The sequence below is a fragment of the Pseudoduganella sp. GW821-FHT12E03 genome (genome assembly GCF_058807115.1).
In genome coordinates, this window is record NZ_JBXAQJ010000001.1 from 708,773 (window position 1) to 725,640 (window position 16,868).

At 66.2% G+C, this 16,868-nt stretch carries 10 protein-coding genes; 8 read left to right on the forward strand and 2 right to left on the reverse strand.

Features of this window, described 5'->3' with window-relative positions:
- Positions 1 to 91: 91 nt before the first annotated feature.
- The 5 genes from AC1RRC_RS02750 (at position 92) to AC1RRC_RS02770 (ending at position 5,467) form a co-directional block, all read left to right on the forward strand.
- Positions 92 to 838, forward strand: a complete 747-nt coding sequence (locus AC1RRC_RS02750; protein WP_493053714.1) for a hypothetical protein — start codon at positions 92 to 94, stop codon at positions 836 to 838.
- A gap of 162 nt (positions 839 to 1,000) precedes the next feature.
- The gene (hppD, locus tag AC1RRC_RS02755; protein WP_493053715.1) at positions 1,001 to 2,077 is read left to right on the forward strand and encodes a 4-hydroxyphenylpyruvate dioxygenase; all 1,077 of its coding nucleotides are present in this window, start codon (positions 1,001 to 1,003) and stop codon (positions 2,075 to 2,077) included.
- Positions 2,078 to 2,087: 10 nt separating this feature from the next.
- Complete coding sequence (locus tag AC1RRC_RS02760; protein WP_493053716.1) at positions 2,088 to 3,281, forward strand: amino acid aminotransferase; 1,194 nt, start codon at positions 2,088 to 2,090, stop codon at positions 3,279 to 3,281.
- Between the two features lie 153 nt (positions 3,282 to 3,434).
- Positions 3,435 to 4,250, forward strand: a complete 816-nt coding sequence (locus AC1RRC_RS02765; protein ID WP_493053717.1) for a heparin lyase I family protein — start codon at positions 3,435 to 3,437, stop codon at positions 4,248 to 4,250.
- A gap of 44 nt (positions 4,251 to 4,294) precedes the next feature.
- Positions 4,295 to 5,467, forward strand: coding sequence for a putative peptide maturation dehydrogenase (locus tag AC1RRC_RS02770; RefSeq protein ID WP_493053718.1), 1,173 nt, complete (start codon positions 4,295 to 4,297; stop codon positions 5,465 to 5,467).
- A gap of 17 nt (positions 5,468 to 5,484) precedes the next feature.
- Here AC1RRC_RS02770 and AC1RRC_RS02775 read toward each other — a convergent pair whose 3' ends face one another.
- Entirely contained in the window at positions 5,485 to 11,169 is a 5,685-nt protein-coding gene (locus AC1RRC_RS02775; protein WP_493053719.1) for a diguanylate cyclase domain-containing protein, read from the reverse strand.
- 198 nt (positions 11,170 to 11,367) lie between these two features.
- Between AC1RRC_RS02775 and AC1RRC_RS02780 the strand changes: the two genes are divergently transcribed.
- Positions 11,368 to 12,474: an acyl-CoA dehydrogenase family protein gene (locus tag AC1RRC_RS02780; protein WP_493053720.1), complete on the forward strand. Its 1,107-nt coding sequence runs from the start codon at positions 11,368 to 11,370 to the stop codon at positions 12,472 to 12,474.
- Between the two features lie 3 nt (positions 12,475 to 12,477).
- On the opposite strand, the gene pdxR is transcribed toward AC1RRC_RS02780, so the two are convergent.
- Positions 12,478 to 13,956 carry a MocR-like pyridoxine biosynthesis transcription factor PdxR gene (pdxR, locus tag AC1RRC_RS02785; RefSeq protein WP_493053721.1) on the reverse strand — a complete coding sequence of 493 codons (1,479 nt, stop codon included), beginning with the start codon at positions 13,954 to 13,956 and terminating at the stop codon, positions 12,478 to 12,480.
- Positions 13,957 to 14,071: 115 nt separating this feature from the next.
- On the opposite strand from pdxR, the gene gabT reads away from it, so the two are divergent.
- Complete coding sequence (gene gabT, locus AC1RRC_RS02790; protein ID WP_493053722.1) at positions 14,072 to 15,352, forward strand: 4-aminobutyrate--2-oxoglutarate transaminase; 1,281 nt, start codon at positions 14,072 to 14,074, stop codon at positions 15,350 to 15,352.
- 23 nt (positions 15,353 to 15,375) lie between these two features.
- On the forward strand, positions 15,376 to 16,836 hold the full coding sequence (gene gabD / locus AC1RRC_RS02795) for an NADP-dependent succinate-semialdehyde dehydrogenase (RefSeq protein ID WP_493053723.1): 1,461 nt from the start codon (positions 15,376 to 15,378) through the stop codon (positions 16,834 to 16,836).
- The last annotated feature ends 32 nt before the right edge of the window (positions 16,837 to 16,868 follow it).

Here is a 16,868-nt window from a genome sequence, read left to right on the forward strand (position 1 = left end):
GAGGGCCATATGGCATCCCGCGCACCTGCGACGAACAGCATTGGCGGTGCGGAAATGTTATAGTTGCTTGCGCCCTGACATTTGACCTCGCATGTTCTTCAAGAAATTCCACAACGTTTGTATTTTGCTGGCCGCCCTGGCCGCCCCGGCATGCGCCGCCACGGACATCCGCATGGGGACCGCCAACGGTGCGATCACCCAGTCCGCACTGACCGTCTTGCGCGAAGCGTACCGGCGCATTGGCGTTACCGTGTCGACCTCGGTGGAATCGGTCGACCAGTCGCTGCAACTGGCCAGCCGCGGCGAACTCGATGGCGTGGTGGCCCGCGTCGCGGGACTCGAAGCGCGCCATCCGGGCCTGGTGCGGGTGCCGGTCGCCGTGGTGCAGGTGGACGCCATGGTATTTGGTAACAAGACGCCGCTGGTGGTGGGCGGCTGGGATAGTTTGCGGCCGTACCGGGTCGGCATCCTGAAAGGGGTGCAATATGCGGCGGAAGGGACGCGCGGCATGCGGGTCGATGTGTCGGCCGATAACGCCCAGCTGTTCAGCAAGCTGGAAAACGATGACATTGATTTCGCCGTGTCGACCCGGATTGAAGGCGTGCTGGCGATGCGCGAACTGCGGACCCGCAAGAGCACCATGCTGGAGCCGCCGCTGGCCAAGGTGGTGTTGTACCACTACCTGCACACCAGCCACCGCGACCTGTTGCCGAAAATCACGGCCAGCCTGACTGAAATGGAGCGGGAAGGACGGATGCGCCACATCATGCAGCAGACCCTGGCGCGTATGCTGGACGAGGCCCGCGCCAGCGGCGCGAAACGGACCGCCGGCAACTGACACCGGGCCGGAATCGCCATGCCTGCGCAAAATATGCATAAAATCATATGAAAATCGATTTTATGTGCGCGTTTTCCGTTGCTGATCCTCCAAATCGCGCGCAATTTGCATAGTCCGCGCAATACACTTTCATGCATACCTACATCATACAAGGAGCATGACATGTCCGATCTGTTTGACAACCCAATGGGCCTGATGGGCTTTGAATTCGTCGAGTTCGCATCGCCAACCCCTGGCGTGCTGGAACCCGTGTTTGAAGCCATGGGTTTCACCAAGGTCGCCAACCACCGCTCCAAGCAAGTCACCCTGTACCGCCAGGGCGGCATCAATTTCATCATCAACAGCGAACCGCGCAGCGCCGCCGCCTACTTCGCCGCCGAACACGGCCCGTCGGCCTGCGGCATGGCGTTCCGCGTGAAAAATTCGCAGCAGGCTTACCGCCGCGCGCTGGAACTGGGCGCGCAAGCGGTCGACATGCCGGTCGGCCCGATGGAACTGCGCCTACCGGCCATCAAGGGGATCGGCGGCGCCCCGCTGTACCTGATCGACCGCTTCGAAGAAGGCAAGTCCATCTACGATATCGACTTCGAGTACCTCGACGGCGTGGACCGCAACCCGGTCGGCTTCGGCATGACGGAAATCGACCACCTGACGCACAATGTATACCGTGGCCGCATGGCTTATTGGGCCGGCTTCTATGAAAAGCTGTTCAACTTCCGCGAACTGCGCTATTTCGATATCAAGGGCGAGTACACCGGCCTGACCTCGAAAGCCATGAGCGCGCCGGACGGCAAGATCCGCATTCCGCTGAACGAGGAATCGTCGAAGGGATCGGGCCAGATCGAGGAATACCTGATGCAGTTCAACGGCGAAGGCATCCAGCACATCGCGCTGTTTACGCCCAACCTGATCGACACGCTGGACCGCCTGAAGGAAGCCGGCGTGCCGCTGATGGATGCGCCGCCGGCCACCTATTACGACATGCTGGAAGGCCGCCTGCCGGGCCACGGCGAACCGGTCGATGCGCTGAAAACGCGCGGCATCCTGCTCGATGGCGACATGTCCAATGGCCAGCGCCGCCTGCTGCTGCAAATCTTCTCGAAAACTCAGCTGGGTCCTGTATTCTTCGAATTCATCCAGCGCAAGGGCGATGAAGGCTTCGGCGAAGGCAATTTCAAGGCGCTGTTTGAATCCATCGAACGTGACCAGATCCAGCGCGGCGTACTGAAAGCAGACTAAAGGAAGAACGATGTTCAAGCATGTGGAACCATTTCCGGGCGATCCGATCCTGACGCTCAATGAACAATTTGGCGCCGACACCCGCGCCAACAAGGTCAATCTCAGCATCGGCGTCTACCTGAACGACGCCGGCAAGATGCCGGCCATGCGCGCGGTGCTGGCGGCGGAAACCGCGCTGGCGGCCGACCTCGGCACGCGTCCCTACCTGCCGATGGAAGGCAATGCCGCCTACCGCAAGGCGGTCGCCGCGCTGACTTTTGGCGGCGTGGTGCCGGTCGAGCGGATCGCCGTGGCGCAAACCCTGGGCGGTTCGGGCGCGCTGAAAGTGGGCGGCGACTTTATCGCCCGCTACTTCCCGCAAACCACGATATGGGTCAGCGACCCGACCTGGGATAACCACCACAGCATCTTCCAGGGCTCGGGCCTGAAGGTGAAGAAATACCGTTATTTCAACGCGGCCACCGGCCTGGTCGATTTCATGGGGATGCTGTCGGCGCTGGAAGCCATTCCCGCCGGCGACGTGGTGCTGCTGCACGCGTGCTGCCACAATCCGACCGGCGCCGACCTCGATGCCCAGCAATGGCGCGAAGTGGCGGCCCTGGTCAAGCGCCGCGGCTTGCTGCCGTTCTTTGACATGGCTTACCAGGGCTTTGGCAAAGGCGTCGATGAAGATGCCGGCCCGATCCGCCATTTTGCGCTGGAAGGCATCCCGCTGTTCGCCGCGACGTCGTTCTCGAAGAACTTTTCGCTGTACGGCGAGCGCTGCGGTTCGCTGTCGGTGGTTTGCGCCGATGCGCAGCAGGCCGACAACGTGCTGGGCCAGCTCAAAGCCACCATCCGCCGCAACTATTCGAATCCGCCCACGCATGGCGCCCGCATCATCGCGCGCGTGCTGGGCGACGAAACGCTGCGGGCCGACTGGCGCGCGGAACTGGAAGGCATGCGCCTGCGCGTGGCCACCATGCGCCAGTCGCTGTATGCGGCGCTGCGTGAACGCCTGCCGGACGGCGACTTCGAATACCTGGTGCGCCAGACCGGCATGTTCAGCTACACCGGCCTGAGCCCGGAAGAAGTGGCCAGCATGCGGGTGGAGTCGGCGGTCTACCTGGTGGGTTCCGGCCGCCTGTGCATTGCCGCGCTGACCGACGCCACCATCGCGCCGACCGCCGACGCGATGGCGCGCGTATTGAAGTTGCGCACTTGATATAACATGGTGTCAACTAAGTTAGCCTAACGTTATTCGAAGTGTTTTATTTTTAACGAAATATAATTTCGTAACGTTGGTCTGTGGCAACATATATTTGCCACACACATGCTATCGTGCCTCCCATTCGTATCCAAGCGTTTGGGAGGACACATGATTGCGTCAAAATTTGCCTGGCTGCTGTCCGGATGCCTGTTATGCGGCGCTGCCAGCGCCCAGGTCGATCCGCTGATCGGCGGCGTCACCACGCCGGCCGCCTTTTTTAACCGCTATGCGCTCAATTCCGGCGCCAGCGGCAACGTGGCGTTTATTCCCGACCCGGCCGGCACCAGCCGCACCGTGATCAGCACCACCGTGCGCGACACCGATACCCCGGTCGGCGCCCTGATGCGCACCGATTACACGCCGCTCAATGAAGCGCTGGCCACCGGCGTGCGCTGGTATGGCATCAGCGTGTACCTGCCGGCCGGCTGGACCGTGCATCCCTATCCCACGGTCATCGCGCAAATTGAAAACATCGGCGCGACCGCGCCCGGTTTGCCGTCGCTGCTGTCGCTGCTGGTGCGCGGCGACAACCTGGAATTGAACATCAACGCGAATTACCTGGACCCCGGCAGCGCCACCGAATCGAATTCCGCCACCCAGGTCATGATGCTGGGCCCCGCCATCAAGGAGCGCTGGAATTGCATGGTGGTGCGCTCGGACTGGCAACCGGCGCTGGGCAGCGGCGCCGTTACCATGTGGATCAATGGCGAGAAGGTGTATAACGCGGCGATGACCACCAGTTCCTATGTCGGCGCGGCGCAGCGTCCCAGCGCGGGCTTGCTGTTCCCCGGCATGATGGGCGTGCCCGAGCGCACCCTGGTGACCGATTTCATCAGCGTCGGCGGCCCCGCCACGACGGTGTCGCAGATGTACCAGAACAGCCCCTGTTCGGGCTATATCTCGGGTGGCAATATCCAGTGGTAAGCAGTGGTAAGATGGTCCGGCGTCCCCCATGACCGGAGCCTCCGATGCTGATCAGGCGCTGTGCCGTACTGCTGATTGAACCCAGGGAAGAACTGGGGCTGGATTTGAAGGCGATGTTTGCCGGTGGCGAGGCGCTGGCGGCATCGGTGCGCTGGGTGGCGCTGGCGCCGCACCTGGACCGTGAAGTCGACGTCAGCGCGGTCGATGTGGCGATCCTCGGCGCGCTGGGCCAGACAGTGTGGCGGCACAGCGCCGTGCTGGAACAGGAGTGGGGCGGCGACGCCGTGGCGCGCCTGCTCGATTGCGGCTTGCTGGTGGCGGACGCGCCGGAAGGCGCGGGCGCGTTGCCTGGCCGCCTGTCGCACTGGCGCGAGCGCGATGACACGCTGCGGGCGCAGCACTGGCGGCCCCTGTCCGCCGTGGCCCACGTGTTCAGCCGCTGGCATGGCATGCGCAGCGAATCGGGCATGCAATTTCCCTCGTTCGAAGAACTGGTCAAGGTGTATGGCCAGCCGCCGCCCCCGGTACTGGGACGTGGCGGCGCGCTCATCGCGCTGCCCGCGCCGGAAAGCAATGCGCTCGATGACGTGCTGCTGCGCCGCTATACCGGGCGCAATTTCGACACCGCCGCGCATGTGCCGCTGGCGCTGGCCGCGCGCCTGCTGCAGCGCACCTTTGGCGCGCAGGACCGCCGCATGATGGCGCCCGATGCGTGGGTGCTGAAGAAAACCAGTCCGTCCGCCGGCGGCCTGCATCCCTGCGAAGCCTATGTGCTGGCGCAGCGCATCGAAGGCATCGCGCCGGGCTTGTATCACTATCACGCCGCCGACCACGTGCTGGAAGCGGTGCAGGCGCTGCCCGCTGAAGAAGCGCACCGGCTGGCGGTGGTGGCGGTGGCCGACCAGGTGTGGTTTGCCGATGCGCCGTTCATGGTGGTGCTGGCGGCGCGGGTGGCGCGTAATTTCTGGAAGTACCGCAACCATGCTAAGGCGCACCGGGCATTGTTGCTCGACGCCGGGCACTTGTCGCAAACGCTGTATTTGCTGGCCACGGAAGCGGGCATGGCGGGATTCGTCACGGCCGCCATCAATGAAGCGGAACTGGAGCAGGCGCTGGGCCTCGATCCGCTGGCCGACGCCGTGATCGCGGTGTGCGGCTGTGGACCGGCCGGGCCGGGGGATTATGTCGAGTTGCGGGGCGCCCCGGACCGCGCGTGACAGGCGCCGCTCCCCGCTTATGCGCCGCCGCTCAATTCTTCGAGGAATTTCATGCTGACGTGGCGCTGCGTGGCCCGGAAGGCCGCGCGGTTGCGTCCATCCGCCTTGGCCTGGTACAGCATCTGGTCCGCCGCCTCCAGCAACTGGCTCCGCGATTCGTCGCCGGACAGCGCCCAGGTGGCGCCGCCCACGCTGACCGTGATGACCGGGGCACAGACGGAATGCGCGTGCGGTATCGCCAGCGCTTCGACGCCGGCCCGGATGCGCTGTGCAATGTCGAGCGCGGATTCCGCATCGGTGTCCGGCAGCACCAGGATGAATTCTTCGCCGCCGTAGCGGGCCGCCAGGTCGGCCGGGCGGCGCGCGCAGGCGCGCAGCACGCGGCCGAGCGCCTGCAGCACCTGGTCTCCGGTGGCATGGCCGTAATGGTCGTTGTATTGCTTGAAGCAGTCGACGTCGAGCAACAGCAAGGACAACGGCGACCCGTTGCGTTGCGCGCGGTTCCACTCGGCCGCATAGTGGTCGTCGAAGCGGCGCCGGTTGGGCAATCCTGTCAGACCGTCGATGTGGGCCAGGGCTTCCAGCTGGCGGCGCTGGCGCGCCAGTTGCAAATGCAGGGCGACCCGCGCCCGCACCACGGCCGGACTGAACGGCTTTGAGATATAGTCGGAGGCGCCCAGTTCCAGCCCGTGCGCCTCGTCTTCAGTACTGTCCAGGCCGGTGATGAAAATCACGGGAATGTGCGCCGTGGCGGCGTCCTGCTTTAAGCGGCGCAACACTTCGTGGCCGTCGATGCCTTCCATCATGACGTCCAGCAAAATCAGATCCGGCATGTGTTCGGACGCCCACGCCACGGCACCCGCGCCATCGCCGGATGTCTCGACGGCATAGTCGCCTTCCAGCAGCAGCGACAGGACATCGCGGTTCAATTCGTGGTCATCGACAATCAGGATGCATTGCCGCTGCAAGGGCGGTGTGGCGCCAGTGCCGGCAGGCGGCGCGGCGGCCGGTACGGCGCCGGCGCCCTGCGCCATGGCGTTACCCGGCCCGCCCACCAGCGCGGTCTCCAGCGCCGCATCCATCGCCGCCGCCAGCGACGCCAGCGCGGCGGCCAGCGGCGCCCGCAAGGCGTGCGCGTCGGCGCCACGGTCCTGGCGCAGCGCGTTTTCCAGCGCGGCCGCCATTTGCACGATGGCGTGGGCGCCCAGCGTGGCGGCGGCGGATTTCAAGCCGTGCGCAAAGCGCAGCAGGGCATCGGCGGCGGTGGCGTCGTCCAGCAGCAGCGCCTGGCCGGACGCGCCATAGGATGTCCTGAAGCCTGCCAGCACTTTCAGCAGCACGTCGTCCCGCTGGCCGACGTGGCGCAGCGCGGCTTGCCAGTCGATGCCAGCGATGGCCGGCAAGCCGGCGGAAACCGTTGCCCGCCCGGCGGCCGGCGGCGCGCCGGATTCGCCGGCGGCCAAGCGAGGCTGCCCGGAATCTTGCCCGGATTCTTGCCCGGCGCGCGGCGCAATCCAGCGCAGCAAGACGCCATACAGCGCGAAAGCATCGATCGGTTTGGTCAAATGCTCATTCATGCCGGCCGCCATGCTGGCGTCAATGTCGCTGGCCAGCGCATGGGCCGTCATCGCCACGATCGGCAACTTGGCATGGGCGCCCAGGGCGCGGATGGTGCGGGCGGCCGTCAAGCCATCCATGACCGGCATTTGCACGTCCATCAGCACCAGGTCGTAAGGGGTGCGCCGGACCATTTCCACCGCCTGCACGCCATCAAACGCCACGTCGACCGTGACCGGGGCTTCGGCCAGGAGGGCCAGCGCCACATCGCGGTTGATTGCATGGTCTTCCACCAGCAGCACGCGGGCCCCGGCCAGCGCTGACAGGTCGGGCCGGTCAGCTTCCGGCCCGGAGCGGGACGGCGTATCCGCCGCGCCGGCCGCATCGGGCGCGGCAACGCCCAGTGCAATGTCGAAATGGAAGCAACTGCCGACACCCGGCTCGCTGGCGACAGTGATGTCGCCGCCCATCAGTTGCACCAGCTGGCGCGAAATGGCCAGCCCCAGGCCGGTGCCGCCATATTTGCGCGTGACCGAATTGTCCGCCTGCGAGAACGACTGGAACAGACCGCTGATTTGCTGTGGCGTCATGCCGATGCCGGTGTCGCGCACGGCAAAGCGCAGCATGACCGTGTCCGGCCGGCGCGCGAGAACCTCGACCGAGATATTGATTTCACCCTGTTGCGTGAACTTCGCCGCGTTGCCGGCCAAATTCAGCAAGACCTGGCCCAGGCGCAACGGATCGCCCAGCAACCAGCCCGGCACCTCGTCCGCCACGCGCAATACCAGGCCGACCCCTTTTTCCCCGGTTTTTTGCGCCAGGACGCCGGCGACGTTGCCCAGCACATCGTCGAGCGGGAACGCGACCTGTTCCAGGTCCATGCGGCGCGCTTCGATCTTGGAAAAGTCCAGGATGTCATTGATGATGCCCAGCAGGTTTTCGCCTGACCACAGGATCTTGCCAAGGTAATCGCGCTGTTGAGGGTGGAGTTCGGTGCGCAAGACCAGCCGCGACAAGCCGATCAGCGCATTCATCGGCGTGCGGATTTCATGGCTCATGTTGGCCAGGAATTCGCTCTTGGCGCGCGAGGCGGACACCGCGTCGGCGCGGGCGCGCTCGATCACGCGCAGCGCGTGCGCTTTCTGGAAAGCGGAAACAAAGTGTTCCTTCAGGCCTTTCAGCAAATCCTGGTCGCTCTGGTCAAACGCCATGCTGTTGTGGGCGTTGGCGAAAACCAGGTAGCCTTGCACCATACCTTCGACCTGGATGCGCAGCGCCAGCCGGGCCGCCGCGCCGTCCGCCCCGGCATTGGCGCCGCGCACGACAAAAATGTCGTCGGAAATCGCACTGCCGGGCGGCGCGTAGCAGGCCGCCGCCGCGTCCGGCCCCAGCGCCGGCAATTCCGGGGCGGCGCCGCTGCGGGCCCACGCGGCCCGCACCGCAAAGGCGTCCGTTTGCGGGTCGCAGACCAGTGCATGGGCGGTTTCCACCCCTTCAATCACGGTCGCTTCGCGCAGCATGGTGACCAGCAGCGCGTCGAAGTCGACCTGCTCATTGATGGAGCGCACAATGGCGTTGAGTTTTTCCAGATGCCGGGTGCGGGCATAGATGCGGGCTTCGAGCCGCGCCCTGGCGCGCAACAGGTAGCCCATGCGCCAGCGGTACACGCCCCACACGGCGCCGCCGGCGGCCAGCGCATACAGCCATTTTGCCCACCACGACTGGTACCACTGGGGCGGCACAATCACTTGCAGCGACAGGGTTTGCGCGGTCCACGCGCCGCTGCGGTTGCTGCCGCGCAGGTGCAGGCGGTAAGCGCCGGGGGCCAGGTTACGGTAGATCGCCAGGCGTCCCGTCGCATCGATGGAGACCCAGTCGCGGTCCACGCCATCCATCCTGGCGGCATAGCGGTTCAGGTGGGGGGCGGAGTAATCGAGCGCCGCCAGCTGAACTTCCAGGCTTTTCGCGCCGGGCGCCAGCGTCAGCGTGGGATCCGCACCCGCGAGCCGGGCCATGATGCCACCCGCCGGCACCGGCTGGCCATCGATGCGCAGCGCGCTGATCACCAGGGGCGGTGCAAACGACCACGGGGCCAGTTGCTGCGGGCGCACCACGGTCAGCCCGCCGGTGGCGCCAAAGGCGAGATCGCCGTCCGGAGTCAGCGCCGCCGCGCCGCTGAAGTAGGTGCTGAACGCCATGCCATCCTGGCGTCCGAGAGGACGCGCTTTCAAGGTGGCCGGGTCGATGGCGGCCAGGCCATTGGCGGTCGACGCCCAGACCGTGCCCTGCGCATCCATTTGCAGGGCCGTGATGGCGCCATACGGCAGGCCGTGCGCGGTGCTCAACTGGCGAAAGACCGGCGTGCCATCGGCATGGCGCCTGAGCAGCACGTACACGCCGCCGCCATTGGTGCCGACCCACAGGCGGCCCAGGCGGTCCCTCAGCAGCGATGTCACCAGCGGATAGTGCAGCGCGCCGGCCACGTTGGGGTGGGCCGGGATGTGTTCGACCTTGCCGCTGCCTGGCGTCAGGTGGTTCAATCCGTTGCGGGTGCCGATCCACAAGCCGCCCTGGCCGTCATCGGCGATGGCATGGATACGGTTGTCGCTCAAGCCGTCCGGCGCGCCGCCCTGGACGATCGCGCGCAGCGCGCCGCTGTCCGGTTCATAGCGCAGCAAGCCATCGAAGGTGCCCAGCCACAGGACGTTGTCCTGTACCAGCATGGTGTTGATGCGCGGATAAGGCATATCGTGCGGCAATTTGACGTGCCGGACCTTGCGGCCTTGTGCGCTGCTGCGGTACAGGCCCAATTGGGTGCCGATCCACGCTTCATTGCCGGGCGCCGGCGCCAGCGCCAGCACAAAGCGCCGGGGCAGCGCTACATCCGGTTGCGACGGATCGGGCCGCAGCGCGGCGATGCGGCGGCCGTCCGGCAACACCTGGTCGACACCCTGGTCGGCCAGCGCGATCCACATGGTGCCGGCGGCGTCGCCCATCAGCGCCGACACGCCGGTTTCCGCCAGCCCCTCGGCGCCATGGATATTGCGCACGCCCTCGGCCTGGGGATTATAGGTATCGACGCTGCGCTCGTTGGCGACCCACACCAGGCCGCTGCGGTCGCGCAGCACGGCGGCGGTGCGGTCGGCGCCCAGGCTGCTGCCGACGGCTGGCTGGTGCACGATGCGGCGGGCGCGGCCACTGGCCATTTCCACTTCCACCACGCCGCCGCCATAGGTGGCGGCCCACCAGCGGCCGGCGCTGATTTCCGCGAGGCTGAGCACCATGTGCGCATGGACCTCGCTGACGCCGGCCAATGCCAGCAACTGGCCACCCCGGGCGCCGGCCTTGCCCAGGCCGCTCTTCATGGTGCCGAACAGAATGCCGCCGTGGCGCTCTTCCGCCAGCGACAGCACGGTGTCCGCCACCGGGGCGCCGCCGGCGCCGAGTACCTTGACCGTGTGGATCGCGCCGTCATGTGCCGAGCGCCGTTCCAGTCCGGTGACGGACCCGATCCACAGGTCGCCGGCGCGGTCGCGCAACAGCGAACGCACTTGGCTGTCGGGCTGCCCGGAGTTGCTGGTGGCAGCGCGGGTGATATGGCGTACGGCGCCACGGTCCGGCGGCAGGTAATCCAGGCCGGCCGCGGTGCCGATCCAGATCCCGCCGTCGGGTTCGCTGGCGATGGCATTGACGGCGGCGTGGCGCAGGCCGTCCGGCCCGGCGCCAAAACGCTGGAAGCGTTCGTTGACCTTGTCGTAGAGCGCCATGCCGCCGTTGGCGGTGCCGATCCACAGGCGGCCCTGGTGATCGACGTGCAAAGCCTGGATCAAGTCGCCCGGCAGCGAGTGGGGATCGGCGCCGTCGAACAGGAAATTACGCGTGCGGTAGCCATCCCAGCGCGCCAGGCCCTGCTGGGTGCCGATCCAGATGTAGCCGTCCCCATCCTGCGCCATCACCACGGTGACCGGATGGGGCAGGCCCTGTTCCATGCCGATGTGGTTGAACAGCGGGGTGGTATGCGGATCCCAGCGGGAAGCGCCGGGGGCCGCCGGCGCGGCAACGGGCGCGGCCAGCAGCAGCGCCAGCGCAATGCCGCGCAGTGTGCGCAGCGTGCGCAAGGTCGGGGGAGAAGCGGGGCGGATCAAACCGGAAGGGCTCCTGCGTATTTCCTGCGTCATTGAAACAGACATGGCGCGACGGGGATTGGGGCGCGGTGTCGGATTAGTCCTACAAAGTACATGCTAGCATGCCAGTGCGTTTCGCATATTAAAAGTTGCGTAAAATATATGGGTATTCGGCGCCATGCTATGCTGCGGGCCCCGACCGAACCGCTGGATGTCACGATGTTGTCACCTTCGATGTTGCCCCCTTTACCGCCCGCCGATGCCGCGCGCCTGGCGCGCCATGCCGCCGCCGCCGACCGCGGCGGATTCTTGCATCCGGTGCAGCAGGCGCTGATCCACCGGCGCGGCTGGCTGCGGATGCTTGCGCCGGCGGCGGCGGGCGGCATGGAATGGCCGCTGCCGCGTGCCGTGCGGCTGGAGGAGGCAGTGGCCCGGGTGGACGGCAGCGCGGGCTGGGTCGTGACCTTGTGCGCCGGCGCGGGCTGGTTCACCGGTTTCCTGCCGCCCGGGGTCGCGGCCGAAGTGCTTGCCACCGGTCGCGTGTGCCCGGCCGGCAGCGGTGCGCCGACCGGGTACGCGGATGAGGAGGGCGATGGCTATCGCCTGAGCGGCCGGTGGGATTACGCCAGCGGCGCGCCGATGGCCACCCATTTCACGCTCAACGCCGTGCTGCGCAGCGGCGGCCGGCCGCTGCTCGATGCGCAGGGCGCGCCCCGGATCCGGGCTTTCCTGGTGCCGGCCCGCCACGTCACGATCGAGCCGACCTGGAACATGACCGGGCTGCGGGCGACGGCGTCGCACAGTTACCGGATCGATGGACAATGGATACCGGCCGGTTACAGTTTTGCGATCCACCCCGGGGCGGCCACCGCGCCGGGGCCGTTGTACCGCTTCCCGTTTTATTCGCTGGCGTATGTGACCCTGGCGGCCAATGTGGCCGGCATGGCGGCGCACTTCATGGCGCTGGCGGGCGAGTGCCTGGCGCACCGGCGGCAGCCGGGTGCGTTAGCGCCGATGGCGCAGGCGCCTGCCGTGCAGCGGCGGTCGGCGGCGCTGCACGCGGCGTTTGATGAAGCGCGCGGCGCGTTTTACCGGGCGCTGGACGATGCCTGGGCGCGGGTGGAGTCGGACGGTGAACTCGATGACGGGGGGATGGCGTTGCTGAAAGACGTGTCGCTGGCGCTGGTGCGGGTGGCGCGCGACGCGGTGGACGGGCTGTATCCGTATTGCGGGCTGTATGCGGCGCGGGAAGACAGCGATATCAACCGGGTGTGGCGCGATTTTCATACCGCGTCGCAGCATTCGCTGCTGCTAGCGCTGGATTGAACCCTAGATGTACCTTGCGATAACGGCAGCGAGTTTCGCAAACGTGGGCCCGATCAGTTCATCGGGCACACAGGCATAGCCGAGCAGCAGCCCCCGCGCGGCGTGTTGCGGATCGCTGTAATACCCGGACAGTGGCCGTGCAATCACGCCTTCGCGCGCCGCCGCGCGGCTGATGGCCTGGTCGTCGCAGCCGTCGGGCAGCATCAGGGTCAGGTGCAGTCCCGCATCGCCGCCCGTGGTGGCCAGCCTGCCTTGAAAACTGTCATCGATCGCCTGCTGCAGCAACTGGCGGCGCTGTCCATACAATTGCCGCATGCGCCGGATGTGCGAAGCGAAATATCCCTGCGTCATGAAGTCCGCCAGCACCGCTTGCGTGAACATCTGGCCACCCCGGTACAGTTCCGCCACGCCGGTGGCAAAAGCGTCGGCCACCGGCTCCGGCACCACCATGAAGCCGATGCGCAACCCTGGAAACAGGGTTTTGCTGAATGAACCCAGGTACACCACGCGCTGGAACGTGTCCATGCCCTGCAGCGACGCCAGCGGCCTGCCGGTATAGCGGAATTCGCTGTCGTAGTCATCTTCCATGATCCACACCTGGTGCTTGGCCGCGTATTCCAGCAGCGCGCGGCGCCGCGCCAGCGACATCACGGGCCCCAGCGGATACTGGTGCGACGGGGTGACAAAGATGAAGCGGGGCGGCGCGCGCAAGGTATCGGGCGGCAACGTGATGCCTTCGCCATCGACCGGCACCGGCACGGGCGCCAGGTCCAGCGAATTCAACACGCTGTGCGTGCCCCAGTAGCACGGATCTTCCACCCAGGCGCGGTCACCCGATTCGCCCAGCAGCTTGGCCGCCAGGTCGATGGACTGGTGGATGCCCGCCGTGATGATGACCTGGTCCGAATGGCAATTGACAGAACGCGCCACGCGCAGGTAATCGGCGATCGCAGTCCTGAGCGGCAGGTAGCCGGCGCCCGATGCGTACGACAGCAATTCCGGCTTGCCGCGCTGCCAGTGCACGTTTTGCAGCCGGCTCCACACCTTGACGGGAAAGCGCGTGACATCGGGCACGCCCGGCATGAAAGCGCCCCACTGGGTTTTCGAGGCGCCCGCCCGCTTGACCAGCCGCGCGCCGCGCGCCGACAGGCCCGCGTGGCCGCCGGCGCCGGCCAGCGCGGGTTCGGCGCGGTGGGCGTCGGACCACTGGTCCGGCACCGTGTCCGTGACAAAGGTGCCGGCGCCGTGGCGCGTGGCGATATAGCCCTCCGACGCCAGGTGGTCATACGCATTGATGACGGTGTTGCGCGAAATCGCCAGTTCACGCGCCAGGTCGCGCGATGACGGCAGTTGCAGCCCGGCTGGCAACACTTCGGCCAGGATCGCGGCGCGCACCACCTGGTAGAGCTGGCGGTTCAGCGGCTGGCCGCCATGGCGGTCCATGCGTTGCAGTACAAAGTCGGAAAGGGTGGCGATTTTCAAGACAAGCCCGGAAGTGGATCCATCATTTATTGTGGATTGGATCTCTATTGTAGGTCCATTGTAGCTTTACCATGCGGCTTCAGTTGATTAATTTATTTCCTGGAGCGACACGACCATGACGAACGCCGATCTGCAACAGCGCAAGGAACAAGCCACCCCACGCGGCGTCGGGGTGATGTGCCAGTTTTACGCGTCCCGCGCCAAAAATGCCGAACTGTGGGATGTGGAAGGCAAGCGCTATATTGATTTCGCGGCCGGTATTGCCGTGCTGAACACGGGCCACTGCCATCCAAAACTGGTGGCGGCGGCGCAAGGGCAAATGGAAAAGTTTTCCCATACCGCGTACCAGATCGTCCCGTATGAAAGCTACGTGGAACTGGCCGAGCGCATCAACCGCCTGACCCCGGGCAGCCACGCCAAGAAAACCGCGTTCTTCACCACCGGCGCGGAAGCGGTGGAAAACGCGGTCAAGATCGCCCGCGCCGCCACCGGGCGTTCCGCCGTCATTGCTTTCAATGGCGGCTTCCATGGCCGCACCATGATGGGCATGGCGCTGACCGGCAAAGTGGCGCCCTATAAAATCGGCTTCGGTCCATTCCCGGCCGAGGTGTACCACGCGCCTTACCCCTGCGCGCTGCACGGCGTGTCGGTGGAGCACGCGGTGCGGGCGCTGCAAAACCTGTTCAAGGCCGACGTGGAGCCCCGGCGCGTGGCGGCCATCATCCTGGAGCCGGTGCAGGGCGAGGGCGGTTTTTATATGGCGCCACCGGACTTTATGGAGGCGCTGCGCGCGCTGTGCGACCAGCACGGCATCCTGCTGATCGCCGATGAGGTGCAGACCGGTTTCGCCCGTACCGGCAAGATGTTCGCGATGGAGCACTACGATGTGCTGCCGGATTTGATGACGATGGCAAAAAGCCTGGCGGGCGGGCTGCCGTTGTCGGCCGTGTGCGGCCGCGCGGAAATCATGGATGCGCCGCTGCCGGGCGGCCTGGGCGGCACTTATGGCGGCAACCCGGTGGCGATCGCATCGGCGCTGGCGGTGCTGGCCGTGATCGAAGAGGAACGGTTGGTGGAGCGCGCGGTGGCCCTGGGCGGCAAGCTGCGCCAGCGCCTGCATGCGGTGCGCGAAGCGGGCGTGGCGCAGATTGCCGAAGTGCGGGGCGCGGGCGCCATGGTGGCGGCGGAATTCCTGCACCCGGGCACGCACCTGCCGGATGCCGGTTTCACGAAGCTGGTGCAATCCCGCGCGCTGGCAAACGGCTTGCTGCTGCTGACCTGCGGCACCGATGGCAACGTGATCCGTTTCCTGTTCCCGCTGACCATCGAAGATTCGCTGATGGATGAGGCGCTCGCTATTCTGGAAGGCGCGCTGCGCGACGCGGCGGGCTTGTGATCCAACTCCCGGAGGTATTCACCATGCTGCACCTGAAAGACCCGGCATTGCTGCGCCAGCAAGCCTACATCAACGGCGCCTGGACCGGCGCCGACAGCGGCGAGCGGTTTGCCGTCACCAATCCTGCCACCGGCGAAACCATCGGCAGCGTCCCCGGCATGGGCGCCGCGGAAGCGCGCCGCGCCATCGCCGCCGCCCATGCCGCCTGGCCGGCATGGCGCGCGAAAACCGCCAAAGAGCGCAGCGCCATCCTGGGCCGATGGTCCGATTTGATGTTGGCCAACCTCGACGACCTTGCAACCCTGATGACCGTGGAACAGGGCAAACCGCTGGCCGAGGCCAAAGGCGAAATCGCCTACGCCGCGTCGTTCATGGAATGGTTTGCCGAAGAAGCCAAGCGCGTGGCCGGCGACACCCTGCAGTCGCCATGGGCCGACAAGCGCTTGATGGTGACGAAAGAACCGATCGGCGTGTGCGCCGCCATCACGCCGTGGAATTTCCCGGCCGCGATGATCACCCGCAAGGCCGGTCCCGCGCTGGCGGCCGGCTGTCCGATTGTCGTCAAGCCGGCCGAGGCGACACCGTTTTCCGCGCTGGCGCTGGCGGTCCTGGCGGAGCGCGCCGGCGTGCCGGCGGGGGTGTTCTCGGTGGTGACGGGCGACGCCCGCGCGATCGGTGGCGAAATGACGTCCAATCCCACCGTGCGCAAGCTGAGCTTTACGGGGTCCACGGAAGTGGGGCGCCTGCTGATGCGCCAGTCGGCGGACACCATCAAGAAGCTGTCGCTGGAACTGGGTGGCAATGCGCCGTTCCTTGTGTTCGACGACGCGGACCTGGACGCGGCCGTGGAAGGCGCGATGATCTCCAAGTTCCGCAACGCGGGCCAGACTTGCGTGTGCGCGAACCGCATCTATGTGCAGGACGGCGTGTATGACGTGTTTGCCGCGAAACTCACCGCCGCCGTGGAAAAACTCCAGGTTGGCCATGGCCTGGAACCCGGCACCACGCAAGGCCCGCTGATCGACAGCGCCGCCGTCGCCAAGGTCGAGCAGCACATCGCCGACGCGGTGGCCAAGGGGGGCCGTGTGCTGACGGGCGGCAAGCGCCACGCGCTGGGCCACGGTTTTTTCGAGCCGACCGTGATTGCCGGCGCGACGCCGGCCATGCTGGTGGCCAGGGAAGAAACCTTCGGCCCGCTGGCGCCGCTGTTCCGCTTCAAGGACGATGCCGACGCGGTTGCCATGGCCAACGACACGGAATTTGGCCTGGCCGCGTATTTTTACGCCCGCGACGTGGGCCGCATCTGGCGCACGGCCGAGGCGCTGGAATCCGGCATGGTCGGCATCAACACCGGCCTGATCTCCAATGAAATCGGCCCGTTTGGCGGCGTCAAGCAGTCCGGCCTGGGCCGCGAGGGGTCGCACTACGGGATGGACGACTACCTGGTGATCAAATACCTGTGCCTTGGCGGGTTGAACGTGTGATGCAGGGGGCAGCGTTCTGCTGACCGCTATTC

Bases quoted from the DNA above. Each gene is read 5' to 3' on its own strand.
- gabT (WP_493053722.1), top strand. From the start codon at position 14,072: ATGACGAACGCCGATCTGCAACAGCGCAAGGAACAAGCCACCCCACGC.
- AC1RRC_RS02765 (WP_493053717.1), top strand. From the start codon at position 3,435: ATGATTGCGTCAAAATTTGCCTGGCTGCTGTCCGGATGCCTGTTATGC.
- hppD (WP_493053715.1), top strand. From the start codon at position 1,001: ATGTCCGATCTGTTTGACAACCCAATGGGCCTGATGGGCTTTGAATTC.
- AC1RRC_RS02770 (WP_493053718.1), top strand. From the start codon at position 4,295: ATGCTGATCAGGCGCTGTGCCGTACTGCTGATTGAACCCAGGGAAGAA.
- AC1RRC_RS02780 (WP_493053720.1), top strand. From the start codon at position 11,368: ATGTTGTCACCTTCGATGTTGCCCCCTTTACCGCCCGCCGATGCCGCG.
- gabD (WP_493053723.1), top strand. From the start codon at position 15,376: ATGCTGCACCTGAAAGACCCGGCATTGCTGCGCCAGCAAGCCTACATC.
- AC1RRC_RS02760 (WP_493053716.1), top strand. From the start codon at position 2,088: ATGTTCAAGCATGTGGAACCATTTCCGGGCGATCCGATCCTGACGCTC.
- AC1RRC_RS02750 (WP_493053714.1), top strand. From the start codon at position 92: ATGTTCTTCAAGAAATTCCACAACGTTTGTATTTTGCTGGCCGCCCTG.